Genomic DNA, 16,546 nt, shown 5'->3' with positions numbered 1-16,546 from the left:
CTCTCAGCGGCCGGCGCAGACCTCGGAGTCCGTGTCGGCCCCCGCCGGGTCCGCCGGTCGCGCCGCGTCGTCGCCGATGCCGAGCTTCTCGCCCTCGATGTCCACGTCGGGCAGGATGCGGTCGAGCCAGCGCGGGATCCACCACGCCTTGTCGCCGAGGACGGTGAGCACCGCCGGCATCAGGGTCATCCGGACGACGAAGGCGTCCAGGAACACCGCGGCGGCCAGGGCGAAGCCCATCACCATGATGAAGGCCATGTCCTGCAGCATGAATGCGGCGAAGACCGAGATCATGATGGCCGCGGCCGCCGCCACGACGCGGGCGCTGTGGCGATATCCCTCCACCACCGCGGTCTTCGCGTCGGCGCCGTGCACGTACGCTTCCCGCATCCGGGTCACCAGGAACACCTGATAGTCCATGGCGAGTCCGAACACGATGCCCACCAACATGATCGGCAGGAACGACACCAGCGGTTGCGGGTTGTCGACGATCCCCAGGGCGCCGTCGGTGAAGAGGGCGACGGTCACACCGAAGGTCGCGGCGACGCTGAGCAGGAAGCCGAGCGCGGCGGTCAGCGGCACGAGGATCGAGCGGAACACGATGATCAGCAGGATGAAGGCGAGACCCACCACGACCAGGAGGTAGGGGATCAGCGAACTGGACAGGCGGTCGGAGATGTCGAGTTCGATCGCGGTCTGTCCGGTCACCCCGTAGGAGATGCCCGTCGTGCCCTGCACCCGGGACTCCATCTCGCGGAGCGATTCCACGAGTGCGGGCGTCGCCTCGTCGGCCGGCGCGGTCGACGGGATGATGGTGATCTTCGCGGTGTCCTGGGCCTCGTTGAGCCCGCCGGCACCGATCTGCGCCACCTCGACGTTGTCGACGCGACCCAGGTCGTCGACGAGTGAGTCGAAGGCGCGCAGGCGCTCCCCGGTGTCCTGGATCTCGCGACCGTCCGCGACGACGACCAGCGGTCCGTTCACGCCGGGGCCGTAACCCTCGGCGACCATGTCGTAGGCCCGGCGCTGCGTCTCCGACGGCTCGGCGGTCCCGTCGTTGGGTAGCGCGAGCTTGAGCCCGGCCATCGGGATCGCGAGGACGACGAGGATGCCGACGATCGCGACCGTCACGGTGCGCGGCCGGGCCACGATGCGCTGGACCCAGCGCTGGCCGTTGTGCAACCGCTCCGCATCGTGCGGTCCGACATCGGGAGCGTTGAGGCGCGGCACGCGTCCGGCGAACGCCTTGCCGCCGAACAGGCCGAGGATGGCCGGCAGGAGGGTGAGCGCGACCAGCACGGCAGCCACCACGGTGCCCGCGGCGGCGATACCCATCGCGGTGAGGAACGGGATGTTCACGATGGCCAGTGCGGCCAGAGCGATGACGACGGTGCTGCCGGCGAAGACGACCGCCGAACCCGCGGTGCCGACCGCCCGGCCCGCCGCGTCGGCGCGGTTCGCCGACCGATGGATCTCGTGGCGGTAGCGGGACACGATGAACAGCGCGTAGTCGATGCCGACCGCGAGGCCGATCATCGTCGCGAGAATCGGTGTCTCGTTGCTGAGGTCGAAGAAGTGGGTGCCCATCTGCACGCCGAGCATGCCGATCGCGACGCCGACGATCGCGGTGATGATCGGCATGCCCCACGCGACCAGGGAGGCGAAGGTCAGGATGAGGATCAGCGCACCGACCCCGATGCCGATCAGCTCAGAGGTGATCCCGAGCTCGAATTGCTGTGTGGCCGAACCCTTCATCTCGACGGTGAGGCCGGCAGCCCGGGCGTCGTCGGCGATGGCGTCCATCTGTTCGCGCATGGTCTCGGTGACGTCCGAGGATGCCTCGACGTCGAAGGAGGCGCCGAGTTGCGCAACGGTGCCCGTCGCGTTGATCGGCGAAGTGGCCTGCGCGTCGGCGGCGGCCTCGTCCGCACTCTTGCCGAAGGTCTCCCGCTGGAAGGTCGCCGAGAGTTCACGGAGCTGACCGGGGGATTGCTCGGTGCCGTACGAGACGAACGGGTTGGCGATCGAATCGGGGCTTTTCACGTTCTCGACGGTCTTGAGGCCGGCCACCATCGAGTCGATGGCGCTCTGGAACCGGGGCTCGGTCAGCGTCGAACCCTCCGGTGCGCGGACGACATACGTGACACCGATGTCGGAACCGAACGTCGCTTCCCCGGGGAAGCGTTCGATCATCAGGTCCTGGGCGCGCTCCGACGGGATGCCCGGGACCGAGAACGACTCCGAGGTCGGTTTGGCCAGCAGGCTCGCGCCGATGCCCAGCCCGATCAGGACCAGAACCCAGATCGCGATGGTCTTGAGGCGGTTCTCGTACGCCCATCGCCCTAGTCGGTACAGGTGTGTTGCCACGTCAGTGCTCCTCGGGGGATGGTTCGGCGAGACCGTTCTCGGGTCCGTCGGCGTTCAGGGGTCGGATGGGATGTGCCAGTCCGGAGGCCAGCTGGTCGAAGGCGGACTCCAGCACGGTGGCCAGGTCGGCAGCGGTGCCCGGGGTGTCGTCGTGATGGGTCACCCAGAATTCGAGGGCGACGCGGATGGTGGTGATCGCGTTGTGCAGGACGAGGCGCGGATACAGGGTGTGTGCCGGCTGTCCGCGCTGCGCGCACAGTTCGGCGAGACGCGTTTCGACGGTGTCGCCCAGCTCCATGTCGCGGGACCTGGCCGTCAGCCCCGGATCCGTGTCGAGAAGGCGAAGGAGCGCGACGATCTCCGCGGGTTCACCGACGTCGGGCGAGGTGGCGGCCTCGATGAGAGCGGTCCGGACCGAGCAGAAGAAGCTCTCGTCCGTCGGCCGGGCCTCGATCCGTTCCACGATCGTGTCGAACAGCGACGACACGAAGTGCAGCAGCGCATCCTCTTTGCCGCTGAAGTAGTTGTGGAACGTGCGGACCGAGACGTTCGCCTCGGCCGCGACGGCGTCGATCGTCACGTGATCGATGCCGTCGCGGGTGGACAACCGCAGCACGGCGCGGGCGAGCGCCGAGCGGGTCGCTGCCTTCTTCGCCTCGCGGAGTCTGGGGGAGTTCACTTCACCCACGGTACGGAACTTGCAGAAGCCTGCAAACTTGCAGGACTACACAAGATTTAGGAGAGTCCTCACACCGTCTACCCGTCGATGGCGTGCGTCACACCATCAGCCCAGTGTCGACGCGCGGGCGACCAGCTCGGGCTGGAACACCAGGTTCGACGGGACGTGGCGTTCGGCGGGATCGTCGGCCGCGCTCATCAGCAGGTCGACGGCGGTGACTCCGATGCGGGAGGTCGGCTGACGGATCGACGACAACGGGACGACGGCCGAGCGGGCGAAATCGATGTCGTCGTAACCGATGAGCGCGATGTCGTCGGGAACGCGGACGTCGCCGCCGAGCATCGTCAACGCCTGCAGGACCCCGATCGCGAGGAGATCGTTGGCGCAGAACACCGCATCCGGTCGGTCGCGGGGGGCCCTGGTCAGCAGGGCCTTTCCCGCCTCACGTCCGGCGAGCACACTCAGGTTCGCCGTCTGCACGACGTCGAGCGTGGCGCCGTCGACGGCGTCGACCGCCTCCTGCGCGCCCCGCCGGCGGTCCGCGACCTGCCGCAGGCCGGGCGGTCCGCCCACGAAGACGATCCGGCGACGACCGGTCTCGCACAGATGCGACACCGCCAGCCGCCCGCCCGCGATGTCGTCGACCGCGACGGAATCGAAGGGCGAGCCGCCGGCGTCCCGGTCGACGAGGATCACCGGGGTGCCGCGACGGCGCAGCGAGTCGAACCGCCGCAGATCGTCGCCGATCGGCGAGACGAGCAGACCGAACACCCGCTGCTCGTCGAAGGTGTCGAGATAGGCCTGTTCGCGCGATTCGTCGTCGTCGGAGGTCCCGAGCAGCACCGTGAGGTCGTGGTCGCCTGCCCGTTGTTCGGCGGCGCGGGCGATGTCGGTGAAGAAGGGGTTGCCCACGTCGAGCACCACCATGCCGACGCAACGCGATCGGCCCGCACGGAGTTGGCGCGCGGCGTCGTTGCGCACGAAACCCAGCTGGTCGATCGCCGCCTGGACCCGCGCGACGGTCGCGGGCGAGACCTTTCCGGGCGAGTTGAGCACGTTCGAGACCGTGCCCACCGACACCGAGGCCGCCGCCGCGACGTCCCGCATGCTCACACCCATGTGTCCATCTCACCAGATGCGATGCCGGTACCCGCGTTTCGCGGACTCGGGAGGGTCGCCCATCTCGCGAGCTGATTGACTACGAACACCCGCGGTACCCCCTGTAGGAAAGGCGCTTCATGTCGACTCCGGCCAGCCCGTTCTCCGCGGACTACGAACCCGATCCGCGACGCTGGAAGGCGCTCGCGGTGTGCCTGGTGGTCGGTTTCATGACCCTTCTCGACGTCTCGATCGTCAACGTCGCGCTCCCGTCCATCGAATCCGGACTCGGCGCGGACTCGGCCGACCTGTCGTGGGTCGTGTCCGGCTACGCCCTCGCCTTCGGACTCGTCCTGGTCCCGGCCGGCCGGGTCGGGGACGCACGCGGCCGCAAGGTGACCTTCCTCATCGGGCTGTCCCTGTTCGTGCTGGCGTCGGCGGCATGTGGGTTCGCCCAGGGTCCGACGCAACTCGTCGTCTTCCGCCTGATCCAGGGCGTCGCGGGCGGCATTCTCGCGCCGCAGGTCTCCGGGCTCATCCAGCTGCTGTTCCGCGGGGCCGAGCGTGGCCGGGCCTTCGGCATGTTCGCCGCGACCATCGGTATCTCGACCGCGGTCGGGCCGCTGCTCGGTGGGGTCCTCATCCAGCTGGGCGGGTCCGCCGACGGGTGGCGCTGGATCTTTTTCGTGAACGTGCCGATCGGCATCGCGGCCTTCGTCGCCGCGATCCGGTTGATCCCGGCTCGGCCCGAGGAACTCAAACAACCGCTGCGGGGGAGTTTCGACCCGGTGGGCGTTGTGCTCCTGGGCACCGGGGTGTTCGCGCTGATGCTGCCGATGGTCCAGGAGCAGGAGTGGCCCGGCGGGCGGAAATGGCTGCTGCTCGTCGTCGCGGCGGTGCTGATCGGTGCGTTCGTCCTGTGGGAACGCCGGCAGGGCCGCGTCGGCCGCCAGCAACTCGTCGACCTCTCGTTGTTCTCCATGCGGTCGTACACGTTGGGGTGCATCATCGCGATGGTCTACTTCGCCGGGTTCACCACGGTGTTCTTCATCTACACGCTGTTCGTCCAGCAGGGCCTGGGCTACTCGGCACTGCAGGCCGGTCTGGCGGTGACCCCCTTCGCGCTCGGCTCGGCGGTGTCGGCCAGCGTCGGCGGTAACATCGTCAACCGGGTCGGGCGCTCGCTGGTGTTGCTCGGTCTGGGCCTGGTGGTCGTGGGGATGATCGCGACGATCGTCGCCGTCGCGCTCGTGTCTGGTCCCGGTGTCGGGTACGCCGCCGCGCTGCCGCTGCTGGTGGCGGGTATCGGTTCCGGTCTCGTGATCTCGCCCAACCTCACGCTCAGCCTCGACCAGGTGCCGGTGACCAAGGCGGGCATCGCCGGCGGCGTCCTGCAGACCGGTCAGCGCATCGGGGCCGCCGCGGGGATCGCGCTCGTCGGTGCGGTGTTCTTCGCCCAGGTGGCGAACACCGGAGGCGACTGGGCGCGGGCGTTCCAGATCGGGCTGGCGACCGCCGCGGTCCTGGTGCTGATCGCGCTGGTGGTGGGCCTCGTGGATCACTTCGCCCACCGCCGCGAGGACGCGGAGGTCGCGTAGGCGGCCGGTCTGATGCCCACGCGACCTCGGCAGTCGAGCCTCAGGAACGCGCCCGGGGCACCAGCCGCTCGAGCTGGGTCACGTGCGCGGGTGTCAGCTCGTCCAGCGAGGCGACACCGAGCAGCCGCATCGTACGTGCGATCTGCTCGCCGAGGATCTCGATCATCCGGTCCACCCCGGCCTCCCCGCCGGCCATCAGGCCGTACAGGTAGGCCCGGCCGACGAGCGTGAACCGCGCGCCGAGGGCGACCGACGCCACGATGTCGGCACCGCTCATGATGCCGGTGTCGAGCATGACATCGGTGTCCGCGCCGACCTCGCGGGCCACCTCGGGCAGGAGGTGGAACGGGATCGGTGCGCGGTCGAGTTGGCGCCCTCCGTGATTCGACAACACGATGCCGTCGGCGCCGAGGGCCGTGACGGCCTTGGCGTCGTCGACGGTCTGAATGCCCTTGACCACCAGCTTGCCCGGCCACTGCGACTTGATCCACGCCAGATCGTCGAAGGTGACGGTGGGGTCGAACATCGTGTCCAGCAGTTCGGCCACCGTTCCGGACCATCGATCGAGCGAGGCGAACGCCAGGGGCTCGGTGGTGAGGAAGTCGATCCACCACTGCGGGCGCGGGATGGCGTTGAGCACGGTCTTGGCGGTCAGCGCCGGCGGGATCGACATGCCGTTGCGCTTGTCGCGCAGACGAGCCCCGGCGACCGGCACGTCGACGGTCACCAGCAGGGTGTCGTATCCGGCCTTCGCCGCGCGGTCGACCAGGGCCATCGAGCGCTCCCGGTCCTTCCACATGTACAGCTGGAACCAGTTGCGGCCGTGCGGATTCGCATCCCGGACGTCCTCGATCGACGCCGTACCCATCGTCGACAGCGAGAAGGGGATCCCGGCCCGGCCGGCGGCGCGCGCACCAGCGTATTCGCCCTCGGTCTGCATCATCCGGGTGAACCCGGTGGGTGCGATGCCGAACGGCAGTTCCGAACGCCCGCCGAGGATCGTGCACGAGGTGTCGACCTTGGACACGTCACGCAGGATGGCCGGGTGGAACTCGATGTCGGCGAACGCCTGTCGCGCGCGTTCGATGGACAGCTCGGCCTCGGCCGATCCGTCGGTGTAGTCGAAGGCCGCCTTCGGGGTGCGGCGCTTGGCGATCGCGCGCAGGTCCTCGATGGTGAGGGCGGCGTCGAGACGGCGCTTCTTCGCGTCGAACTGGGGCTTCTTGAACTGCATCAGCGGCGCGAGGTCGCGCGGTTTGGGAACTCGACGCTTCATGGGAGAACTGCCTTGCATGGTCATGCCTTTCCTGTCCCCACCGCGGTCCGGGAGCGCGTGCCGCGGGAGTGTCGGGGTGCGTAGTGTTGCGGCGGGAACCTATCGGCGACGATAGACCTCATCGCCTCGAGGTCGCCATCGATCAGGCCGTGGGCGCGGGCGGTGATCAGCACGTTGCCCAGCGCGGTCGCTTCCACCGGACCGGCCTGCACCGGCAGACCCAGCCGGTCGGCGGTGAGTTGGCACAGCAGCCGGTTCTGCGAGCCGCCGCCGACGAGATGGACGGTCTCCACCGTCGTGCCGGACAGTTCGGCCGCTCGCGCCACCCCGTCGGCGAAGGCCGCCGCGAGGCTCTCGACGATCGCGCGCACCATCTCGGCGCGCGTCATCGGCGGACGCATGCCGCGCTCGTCGTACCAGTCGCGAATGCGTCCGGGCATGTCTCCCGGTGGGAGGAACCGGGCGTCGTCGGTGTCGAAGATCTCGACCGTCGCCGGCGCCTCGGCGGCCTGCGCGAGCAGTTCACCGAGATCGGCGCGATACCCTTCGCGCTGGTACTGGCGGACCGTCTCGCTGAGCAGCCACAGGCCCATCACGTTGTGCAGGTAGCGGATACGGCCGTCGGCGCCGACCTCGTTGGTGAAGTTGGCCTTCCACCCGTCGCGGGAGACGACCGGCTGCTCGAGTTCGACGCCGACCAGACCCCAGGTCCCGCACGAGATGTACGCCGACCGCGACGGGTCCATCGGGATGGCGGCGACCGCCGACGCGGTGTCGTGGGACGCGACCGCGGTGACGCGGGTCGACGTCGACAGTCCGAGGCGCTCGGCGACGTCGCCGAGCAACGGGCCCTGGTCGGTGCCGGTCTCCACGAGGTCGGGGAACAAGCCGACGGGCAATCCGAGACGCTCCATCATCGCGGTGTCCCACCGCCCGTTGATGCCGAGCAGTCCGGTGGTCGAGGCGTTGGTGCGTTCGGTGCCGCGCCGGCCCGTGAGCCAGTACGTGATGAGGTCGGGGATCAGCAGGGCGGTGTCGGCCTGATCGAGCAACCCGTCGGCCTTCTCGGTGGCCAATTGGTACACGGTGGTGAACGGCAGGAACTGTAAACCGTTGCGCACGTACAGGTCCGCGGGACCGAGTTCGGCGTGCACGGCGTCCACCCCAGCCGCGCTCCGGGTGTCCCGGTAGTGGTGCGGCAACCCGAGCATGCGGCCCTCCCGCAGGAGCGCGTAGTCCACCGCCCAGGAGTCCACCCCGATCCCGACCAGATCGTCGGACTGCCTGCCCGCCTCGGCGAGGCCGGCCGACGCGGCGCGGAACAGCGCCGGGACTTCCCAGTGCAGAGCGGACCTGCGCCCGTTCCAGATGTGGACCGGGTCGTTGGTGAACCGGGCGACCTGTTCGAGCTCGAGTCGTCCGCGCGAGACGTCGGCCAGCATGACCCGGCCGCTGGTCGCGCCCAGGTCGATCGCGGCGACCTGGGCGGACCGGGTGGATCGGCTCATCGCAGGAACGCGGCGGCGACGCCCGCGTCCACCGGCACGTGCAGGCCGGTGGTGTGCGAGAAGTCGGACGTGCAGAGTGCGAACGCGGCGTTGGCGATGTTCTCCGGCAGCACCTCGCGCTTGAGCAGGGTGCGCTGCGCGTAGAACTTGCCGAGATCCTTCTCCTCGACGCCGTAGACGGCAGCGCGCTTGGCGCCCCAGCCGCCGGCGAAGATCCCCGAACCACGCACCACGCCATCGGGATTGATGCCGTTGACCTTGACCCCGTGCTCGCCGAGCTCGGCGGCCAGGAGACGGACCTGATGGGCCTGGTCGGCCTTCGTCGCCGAGTAGGCGATGTTGTTCGGCCCGGCGAAGACCGAGTTCTTCGACGAGATGTACAGGATGTCGCCGCCGAGCTTCTGATCGATGAGGGCGCGTGCGGCGGCCTTGCTCACCAGGAACGAACCGCGGGCCATCACGTCGTGCTGGAGGTCCCAGTCGGCGGCGGTGGTGTCCAGCAACGACTTCGACAGCGACAGGCCGGCGTTGTTCACGACGAGGTCGATGCCGCCGAAGGCGAGCACCGTTGCGTCGATCGCGGACTGTACGGCCGCTTCGTCGGTGACGTCGGCGGCCACCCCGATGGCGACATCGGTCGAACCGATCTCCTCGGCGGCCGCCCGTGCCTTCTCGGCGTCGAGGTCGGCGATCACCACGCATGCACCTTCGGCGGCCAGACGCGTCGCGATGGCCTTGCCGATGCCGGATGCCGCCCCGGTGACCAGGGCGATGCGGGTCGCGAGCGGCTTGGGCTTCGGCATGCGGGCGAGCTTGGCCTCCTCGAGCAACCAGTACTCGATCCGGAACTTCTCCGACTCGTCGATCGGTGCGTAGGTCGAGATGGCCTCGGCGCCGCGCATCACGTTGATGGCGTTCAGGTAGAACTCGCCGGCGACACGTGCGGTCTGCTTGTCCTTGCCGAAGCTGAACATTCCGACGCCCGGGATCAGCACGATGGCCGGGTCGGCGCCGCGCATCGCGGGGCTGTCCGCGGTGGCGTGACGGTCGTAGTACGCGCGGTAGTCCTCGCGGTAGGCCTCGTGCAGTGCCGTGAGGCGCTCCTTGCACTCCTCGACGCTCGCGTCGGCCGGGAGGTCGAGGACCAGCGGCTTGACCTTGGTGCGCAGGAAGTGGTCCGGGCAACTGGTGCCGAGTGCGGCCAGGCGCGGATGCTCCTCTGCCGCCAGGAATTCGAGGACCGGGTCGACGTCGGTGAAGTGACCGACCTGCGGCTTGTCCATCGAGGCGAGGCCGCGGATGAACGCGGCGAGCGCCGCGGCCTTGGCCCGGCGTTCCTCGGCGGGCAATGCGCCGTAGCCGTCGATCGGGCCGCCGAAGGGTTGCGGCCGACCGTTGGCGGCGATGTACTCCTCGGCGGTGCGGATGATCTCCAGCGAATGTGCCTGCGCCTCATCGGAGGTGTCGCCCCAGGCGGTGATCCCGTGGCCGCCGAGGATGCAACCGATGGCCTGCGGGTTGTCCTTCTTGATCGCCGAGATGTCCAGCCCGAGCTGGAAACCCGGACGACGCCACGGCACCCACACGACGCGGTCACCGAAGATCTTGTGCGTCAAGACCTCGCCGTCGGCCGCGGTCGCGATGGCGATACCGGAGTCCGGGTGCAGGTGGTCGACGTGCGCGGCGTCGACGAGGCCGTGCATCGCGGTGTCGATCGACGGTGCGGCACCGCCCTTTCCGTGCAGGCAGTAATCGAAGGCGGCGACCATCTCGTCCTCACGGTCGAGGCCGGGATAGACGTCGACGAGCGCACGCATGCGATCGAGCCGGAGCACGGCCAGGCCCTTCTCGGTGAGGGTGCCGAGATCACCGCCGGAGCCCTTCACCCAGAGCAGTTCGACGTCTTCACCGGTGACCGGGTCGGTGTCGGAGCCCTTGGCGGAGGTGTTGCCGCCGGCGTAGTTGGTGTTCTTCGGATCCGATCCGAGTCGGTTGGACCGCTCGATGAGGGCGGCGACTGCGGGATTGGTCATTAGGGGTGATCTCCTCGGGAGTTCAGGGAACTGGGGCTGGGGGAGGGCTCAGGCGCCCAGGACGACTGGGTACCGCCGACACGCTCGGCGACGATGCGCTCGTGGTATCCGGAGTCGACGTATGCGGCCATCGGGTCTGCGGGCAGGCCGCGACGGACACGACGCTCGGCGAGCATCGGACGGACGTCGGTGTAGAACGCGTCCATCACGATCGCGTTCGCGCCCAACACGTCTCCGGCGGCCTGTGCCTCGGTCAGCGCATCGGTGTCGACGAGTAGTGCGCGGGCCGTCATCTCCTCGACGTTCAGCACCGAACGGAGCTGGCCGGGGATCTTCTCCTCGACGTTGTGGCATTGATCGAGCATGAGAGCGACCGGCGACCCGGCGTCGAGCCCGCCGCCGCGGATCACCTCGAACAGGATCCGGAAGAGCTGGAACGGATCCGCGGCACCGACGATGAGGTCGTCGTCGGCGTAGAAGCGCGAGTTGAAGTCGAAGGAACCCAGCTTTCCGAGGCGCAGCAGCTGCGCGACGATGAACTCGATGTTGGTGCCCGGCGCGTGATGGCCGGTGTCGAGGCAGACCATCGCCCGCTCGCCGAGCGCGGTCACGTGGGCGTAGGAGGTGCCCCAGTCGGGGACGTCGGTGACGTAGGTGGCGGGCTCGAAGAACTTGTACTCCAATACGAGTCGCTGGTCGTCGCCGATGTGCTGGTAGATGGTCGCGAGCGACTCGGCGAGCCGGTCCTGGCGTCCGCGGATGTCGCCCTGTCCGGGGTAGTTGGTGCCGTCGGCCAGCCAGATCTTCAGATCGCGCGAACCGGTCGCGTTCATCACCTCGATGCAGGCGAGGTGGTGGTCGATGGCCATCTGCCGCACCGTCTTGTCGGTGTGGGTCAGGCTGCCGAACTTGTAGGCGTCGTCCTGGAAGGTGTTGGAGTTGACGGTGCCCAGGCTGACGCCGAGATCCTTCGCGTAAGCGGCCAGGGCGGTGTAGTCGTCGACGGTGTCCCACGGGATGTGCAGGGCGACGGTGGGTGCCAGCCCGGTCAGCTCGTTGACCTTCGCGGCGTCGGCGATCTTCTCGTGGATGGTGCGGGGGGTGCCCGGGGTGCCGAACACCTTGAACCGGGTGCCGGAGTTGCCGAACGCCCAGGAGGGGAGCTCGATCTCGAGGTTGTCGAGGATCGTCTCGTCAAAGGTGGCCATGAGATTTCTTTCGGTTGGGATTCCCCGCCGCCGGCGTCGGGGTCAGCCGGCGGCGGGGAGGTCTGGGTGGAACATGCGAGCTGGTGGAACGTTTCAATCGCGCACGGCGCGATCAGGCCGTGGTGTCAGGCCGGGGCCCTGTGTCCCGACTCCGCGGCCGGGTTGTTGCCCCGGGTCGGGTGCGCAGCGGATTCCGGTGACTCGATGAGCTCGGGTGACAGCGGGGCGCCGTAGCGCTCGACCTCGATCTGCTGCAGCGTCTTGCCCTGGGTGTCCGGAGCCGCGATGGCGCCGATGATCAGCGCGATGGTGAGCAGTGCGACCAGCAGGATGCCGACCGTGGTGAGTCCGGTGGCCGCGAGCATGGTGGGGAAGAAGTAGCTCAGGAGACCGGTTGCGGTGCGGACGGCGAAGAACATGACGCCCTGGGCGCTGGCCCGATAGGGCGTCGCGAACATCTCGCTGGCCCAGAGGCTGTAGAACGCCTGCGCGCCGATGCCCGAGGAGATACCCCACAGGACCGCGAAGACGAGCATCGTGGCGACACCGCTGTCGGTGAAGGCGACCAGCACGATCCAGGCGACGATGCCCAATGCGGCGCCGAAGACGTACAGGGCGCGCTGGGAGACCCGATCGGCATACCGCATGAAGCCGAAGTAGGTCGCGAGGACGGTGCATCCCCAGACCAGCACCTGCAGCAGGTTCTGCTGGACCGCGCTTTCGACGCCCGCGGTCTCGTAGACACGCGGCATGAAGATGCCGGCCTGTCCGGCCACGGTGTTCCAGAAGAGGTAGATGCCACCGAGCAGGAGCAGTGCGGTGATGTTGACCTTCTAGGAGAACAGGCCCTTGATTCCGCGGGCGCCGACGGAAGCGGTGAGCTCACGGGTCTCGTTGACTGCCTCGTCGGACCAGATCTTGGACTCCGCGAGCCCTTGGCGAATCCACCAGACGACCGCGGCGACGACGAAGAGGTGCAGGAAGATGATCCGCGAACCGAGCAGGCCCATCGGGGCGAGCGCGGCCGCCAGTGCGAAGCCGATCAGGGGTCCGACCGACCAGGCCAGCTGGGCGGTTCCGACGTGTTTGGCGCGTTCGACCGATGGCGCCTCTTCGGCGATGTAGGTCCAGGACGCGGGTACGCCCGCGCCGACCGCGAGGCCCGTGATGATGAACGCCGCCAGCAGTATGGTGAAGTTGAGCGCGAAGGCGGCGAGCAACACGCCGGCCATATAGACCAGCAGGTCGTAGGTGTAGATCGCCTTGCGGCCGTAGCGGTCGCACAGCGGTCCGCCGATGGCGGCGCCGACCGCCGTGCCGAACGCGTTGGCGCTCAGTGCCGCCAGCAGGCCGACGGCGAAGTTGCTGATGCCGAACTCGTCCTGCCAGAAGGTCAGGCTGGTGGCGATCGCGATGATCGAGCCGGCTTCGATGTAGTTCGACATGGCAACCGAGATGGTCGCCCGCCAGCCGGTGGTGGAGCGCGCTCCTACTTTCATGGGATTCCTAGCGTCGGAGATCAGTAGAGAGGGTCGGGATCGGAGGGGTCAAGCCGGGTTCGCTGATGTCGGTGTGCCCGTCAGTACGCGTCGTGTGTTCGATGTCGGTCAGTCGAGGTGGAAGTACTCGAGGAGTTCGGTGCGGATGGTGTCGGGATTGGCGCCGTCGGCGTCTCCGCCGGTAGCCGGGAGGAAGTACTCGGACATGCGCGCCTGCCACCGGGCGTTGACGTCCGTTGCTTCCATGGCGGCGGCGGTCGTCGCGAAGTCGTCGGTCTCGAGGTAACCCACGACCATGCCGTCGTCCTTGCGGAGGAACAACGAGTAGTTGCGCCATCCGGTCTCGCGCAGGGCGTCGAGCATCTCCGGCCACACGTCCGTGTGGGCGTCGAGGTAGTCCTCGACGCGCTCCGGGCGGAGCTGGAGCACGAAGCAGACGCGCTGGGGGTCGGACATGGCTGCTCCTGACAAACGACGTGATGGGAAACGCAGACCGTCGAGAGAGGATCAACCCGGCGAATTAAAACGTTTCAATTTGTGATGGCAGCAACACTAAGAGCGGCCTGTGAGGATGTCAAGACCCGGTTCGCACAAAGCGCACCCCGCCGGAACGGGATCGGTCATGCTCTGTTCGTGCTGGGATTCGGGAAGACGCGCGGAGCAGATGTCGGGGGCAGGATCGCGATCGTGACCGGGGGCGGGTCCGGTATCGGGGCCGCGCTCACGCGCGCGCTGGTGACCCGGGGAGCCCACGTCACCTGCGCGGACATCGACCTACCCGCGGCGCAGCGGGTGGCGGACTCATTGTCCGGTGGGCCGGGCACCGCACGGGCGGTGCAACTGGATGTGACGGATGCCGCCGCTGTGCGGCGGGTGGTCGACGAGGTCGTCGCCGAGTGGTGGCGCCTGGATCTGATGTTCAACAACGCCGGGATCACCTGGGGTGGTCCGACCGAGATGCTGACGCCGGAACAATGGGACGCGATCATCGACGTCAACATCCGGGGCGTCGTGCACGGGGTCGCGGCCGCGTACCCGGTGATGATCGAGCAGCGTTACGGACACATCGTCAACACGGCGTCGATGGCCGGGCTCGTCGCCGCCGGACTGATCACGAGCTACGTGATGACCAAACATGCGGTCGTGGGGCTGTCGCTCGCACTACGTACCGAGGCCGCGGGCCGCGGGGTGAACGTGCTGGCGGTGTGTCCCTCGGCAGTGGAGACCCCGATCCTGGACAAGGGATCGGTCGGCGGATTCGTCGGTCGCTCTTATTATCTGGCGAGTCAGGGTTCGTCGACCGCGTACGACGCCGACCGCCTCGCCCGGGACACGCTCGCCGCCATCGAGCGGAATCAACCACTGCTGGTCGTCCCGCGTCGATCCCGGATCACCTGGCGCGTCCAGCGATTGGCGCCCGGCCTCACGAATCGGCTTGCCGCGCAATTCATCGATCGGCAACGCGCGGAGTTGCGGCCGGAGGGTTAACCGCCGGCGGTGCTGCTCAGGATGGCGATGATGACACCTGCCACGGTCAGTACACCGACGACCCAGGCCATCGTGATCGCGACCCGTCTGCGTCCGAACCGGGCCGCGTTGATCGCGATCCCGAGGCACACCAGGACCGCGATCGAGTACACCGAGATACCGAGGGTGAGCAGGGCGACGGAGGAGTCGGCGAGCAGGACAACCCGAGTGGACATGACACCGAGTACATCATCAGCGGGCTCGGGGGATGCACGCGGATCGACTCGGAGGGGTGCACGGGCGCCGACGTCGTGACGTATGTCGTCGCGTTGGGTCACACGGCCGCGGCACGCCGCGGCCGGTAGGCGACCACGAGCAGGAGCAGGGCGACCATCGCGAACGACGAACCGACCAGAATCGTTGTGCCGGTGGCAGTTCCGGACGGATCGCTACGTTGGAGTGGGCCGAACACGGTCATCAGCGTGGCGAGTCCGAGCGCGCCACCGACCTGCAACAGCGCCTGCATCAGGCCCGAGGCGGCGCCGGCGTCGGCTGCGGGCGAGTTGTCCACGATCAGGACGTTCGCCGGCACCACGGACAGGCCGATTCCCGCACCCATGATCATCGAGGGCGCCAGAATCGCTGCGGCGAAGGTGGAGTCGGGCCCAACGAACGACAACCACACGAGCCCGGCGATCGCCAGGGACAATCCCGCCATCAACACCGCAGCCGCACCGAAGCGCGCGACGAGACGGGCGGTGATCCCGGTGACCGTCAATCCGATGTTGAGAACCATGAACGGCAGGAACGCGAACCCGGACGCGACGACGCTGTAACCCATCACGTCCTGCAGGTGCAGGGTCATGAAGGTGAACATGCCCATCATCGCGCCGGGCAAGAGCAACATCACCACGAAGGGCGCGGCCCTGCGCGCGGAGTTCACCAATCGGGGCGGCAGCAGGGGATGGCTCGTACGACGCTGTCTGATCGCGAACGCCGCGAGCGTCGATGCGCCGACGGCGAGAGAAGCGATGGTCACCGGGTCGGCCCAGGAGACCTCGGAGGCGCGGATGAAGCCGAAGACCACCGCCGCGACGCCCGCCGCGGACAGCAGGGTGTCCCAGAGACCCAGGTGACCGGGCTGCCGGGGTGTCTCATCGACGGTGAACGGTGCGGCGATGAGGATCGCCACCCCGATCGGGACGTTGACCAGCATCACCCAGTGCCACGACAGCTGTTCGGTGAGTACGCCGCCCAGCAGCAGGCCGAGCGCTCCGCCCGAGGCGGCACCCAGGGAGAACCAGCTGATGGCCCGGGCGCGATCGGGACCGGGCGGAAAGTTGGCGACGATCAGTCCCAGGGCGGTGGGCGCGGCGAGCGCGGCTCCCACGCCCTGCAGGACGCGAGCGATGAGAAGCATCCACGCGCTGGTGGCGAGTCCGCCGAGGAGCGAGGCCGCGGTGAACAGGGCGATGCCGTAGAGCAGCGCGCGACGCCGTCCGATCAGGTCGCCCAAGCGGCCGCCGAGCAGCAGCAGGCCACCCACCGCCAGCACGTAGGCGTTCATCACCCACGACCGAGACACCTCGCTGAAACCCAGGTCGTCGCGGATGCGGGGGAGCGCGACGGTGACGATCGTGCCGTCGAGGATCACCATCAGCTGGCTCGCCACCACGACGACCAGTCCGATCCAGGTGCGGCGGTCGATCGTCGACCCTGCGGTGTCGGAACCTGCCGCGGAAGCGACGCGATCGGTGGTCTGGAACATCAGGGCCTCCCGGGCGGGTAAGGTCGAACAGGAGAGTGTCTCCAA

At 68.4% G+C, this 16,546-nt stretch carries 12 protein-coding genes and 1 pseudogene; 2 read left to right on the top strand and 11 right to left on the bottom strand.

The window, feature by feature from the left end:
- Nucleotides 1-3: 3 nt before the first annotated feature.
- The 3 genes from JW364_RS02535 to JW364_RS02525 form a co-directional block, all read right to left on the bottom strand.
- Nucleotides 4-2,367 (bottom strand): MMPL family transporter, encoded by a 2,364-nt coding sequence (locus JW364_RS02535; RefSeq protein ID WP_205333257.1) that lies wholly within the window; start codon nt 2,365-2,367, stop codon nt 4-6.
- A gap of 1 nt (nt 2,368) precedes the next feature.
- Nucleotides 2,369-3,046, bottom strand: a complete 678-nt coding sequence (locus JW364_RS02530; protein WP_307814692.1) for a TetR family transcriptional regulator — start codon at nt 3,044-3,046, stop codon at nt 2,369-2,371.
- Nucleotides 3,047-3,151: 105 nt separating this feature from the next.
- Nucleotides 3,152-4,165: a LacI family DNA-binding transcriptional regulator gene (locus JW364_RS02525; protein WP_078112102.1), complete on the bottom strand. Its 1,014-nt coding sequence runs from the start codon at nt 4,163-4,165 to the stop codon at nt 3,152-3,154.
- 119 nt (nt 4,166-4,284) lie between these two features.
- Here JW364_RS02525 and JW364_RS02520 point away from each other — a divergent pair, with 119 nt between their 5' ends.
- Nucleotides 4,285-5,742, top strand: coding sequence for an MFS transporter (locus tag JW364_RS02520; protein ID WP_205333259.1), 1,458 nt, complete (start codon nt 4,285-4,287; stop codon nt 5,740-5,742).
- Between the two features lie 40 nt (nt 5,743-5,782).
- Here the strand turns inward: JW364_RS02520 and JW364_RS02515 are convergent, their stop codons facing one another.
- From JW364_RS02515 to JW364_RS02490, 6 genes and pseudogenes are all read right to left on the bottom strand, one after another.
- Nucleotides 5,783-7,018, bottom strand: coding sequence for an alpha-hydroxy acid oxidase (locus tag JW364_RS02515; protein WP_058250776.1), 1,236 nt, complete (start codon nt 7,016-7,018; stop codon nt 5,783-5,785).
- 20 nt (nt 7,019-7,038) lie between these two features.
- Nucleotides 7,039-8,526 carry a rhamnulokinase family protein gene (locus JW364_RS02510; protein ID WP_058250775.1) on the bottom strand — a complete coding sequence of 496 codons (1,488 nt, stop codon included), beginning with the start codon at nt 8,524-8,526 and terminating at the stop codon, nt 7,039-7,041.
- On the bottom strand, nt 8,523-10,559 hold the full coding sequence (locus JW364_RS02505) for a bifunctional rhamnulose-1-phosphate aldolase/short-chain dehydrogenase (protein ID WP_058250774.1): 2,037 nt from the start codon (nt 10,557-10,559) through the stop codon (nt 8,523-8,525). The genes JW364_RS02510 and JW364_RS02505 overlap by 4 nt, the downstream gene beginning before the upstream one ends.
- The gene (rhaI, locus tag JW364_RS02500) at nt 10,559-11,767 is read right to left on the bottom strand and encodes an L-rhamnose isomerase (protein WP_205333260.1); all 1,209 of its coding nucleotides are present in this window, start codon (nt 11,765-11,767) and stop codon (nt 10,559-10,561) included. Before rhaI ends, JW364_RS02505 begins: the two co-directional genes overlap by 1 nt.
- Before the next feature lie 125 nt (nt 11,768-11,892).
- Nucleotides 11,893-13,266: pseudogene (locus JW364_RS02495) on the bottom strand (MFS transporter).
- Between the two features lie 108 nt (nt 13,267-13,374).
- On the bottom strand, nt 13,375-13,722 hold the full coding sequence (locus tag JW364_RS02490) for an L-rhamnose mutarotase (RefSeq protein WP_068972361.1): 348 nt from the start codon (nt 13,720-13,722) through the stop codon (nt 13,375-13,377).
- Nucleotides 13,723-13,899: 177 nt separating this feature from the next.
- On the opposite strand from JW364_RS02490, the gene JW364_RS02485 reads away from it, so the two are divergent.
- Nucleotides 13,900-14,754 carry an SDR family oxidoreductase gene (locus tag JW364_RS02485; protein ID WP_068972360.1) on the top strand — a complete coding sequence of 285 codons (855 nt, stop codon included), beginning with the start codon at nt 13,900-13,902 and terminating at the stop codon, nt 14,752-14,754.
- Here the strand turns inward: JW364_RS02485 and JW364_RS02480 are convergent.
- Nucleotides 14,751-14,969 (bottom strand): hypothetical protein, encoded by a 219-nt coding sequence (locus tag JW364_RS02480; RefSeq protein ID WP_004020299.1) that lies wholly within the window; start codon nt 14,967-14,969, stop codon nt 14,751-14,753. The two genes, JW364_RS02485 and JW364_RS02480, sit on opposite strands and share 4 nt — an antisense overlap.
- Nucleotides 14,970-15,067: 98 nt before the next feature.
- Nucleotides 15,068-16,501 (bottom strand): MFS transporter, encoded by a 1,434-nt coding sequence (locus JW364_RS02475; protein ID WP_068972359.1) that lies wholly within the window; start codon nt 16,499-16,501, stop codon nt 15,068-15,070.
- Between the last annotated feature and the right edge of the window lie 45 nt (nt 16,502-16,546).

Origin of the sequence: Gordonia sp. BP-119, assembly GCF_016924115.1 — a bacterium.
GTDB lineage: Bacteria > Actinomycetota > Actinomycetes > Mycobacteriales > Mycobacteriaceae > Gordonia > Gordonia hongkongensis.
This window is presented reverse-complemented; position numbering and strand designations above follow the sequence as displayed.

What these genes read in the sequence shown, in the direction of transcription:
- JW364_RS02525 (WP_078112102.1), bottom strand. Translation starts at nt 4,165, where the DNA reads ATGGGTGTGAGCATGCGGGACGTCGCGGCGGCGGCCTCGGTGTCGGTG.
- JW364_RS02520 (WP_205333259.1), top strand. Translation starts at nt 4,285, where the DNA reads ATGTCGACTCCGGCCAGCCCGTTCTCCGCGGACTACGAACCCGATCCG.
- JW364_RS02475 (WP_068972359.1), bottom strand. Translation starts at nt 16,501, where the DNA reads ATGTTCCAGACCACCGATCGCGTCGCTTCCGCGGCAGGTTCCGACACC.
- JW364_RS02505 (WP_058250774.1), bottom strand. Translation starts at nt 10,559, where the DNA reads ATGACCAATCCCGCAGTCGCCGCCCTCATCGAGCGGTCCAACCGACTC.
- JW364_RS02515 (WP_058250776.1), bottom strand. Translation starts at nt 7,018, where the DNA reads ATGAAGCGTCGAGTTCCCAAACCGCGCGACCTCGCGCCGCTGATGCAG.
- rhaI (WP_205333260.1), bottom strand. Translation starts at nt 11,767, where the DNA reads ATGGCCACCTTTGACGAGACGATCCTCGACAACCTCGAGATCGAGCTC.
- JW364_RS02510 (WP_058250775.1), bottom strand. Translation starts at nt 8,526, where the DNA reads ATGAGCCGATCCACCCGGTCCGCCCAGGTCGCCGCGATCGACCTGGGC.
- JW364_RS02480 (WP_004020299.1), bottom strand. Translation starts at nt 14,969, where the DNA reads ATGTCCACTCGGGTTGTCCTGCTCGCCGACTCCTCCGTCGCCCTGCTC.
- JW364_RS02490 (WP_068972361.1), bottom strand. Translation starts at nt 13,722, where the DNA reads ATGTCCGACCCCCAGCGCGTCTGCTTCGTGCTCCAGCTCCGCCCGGAG.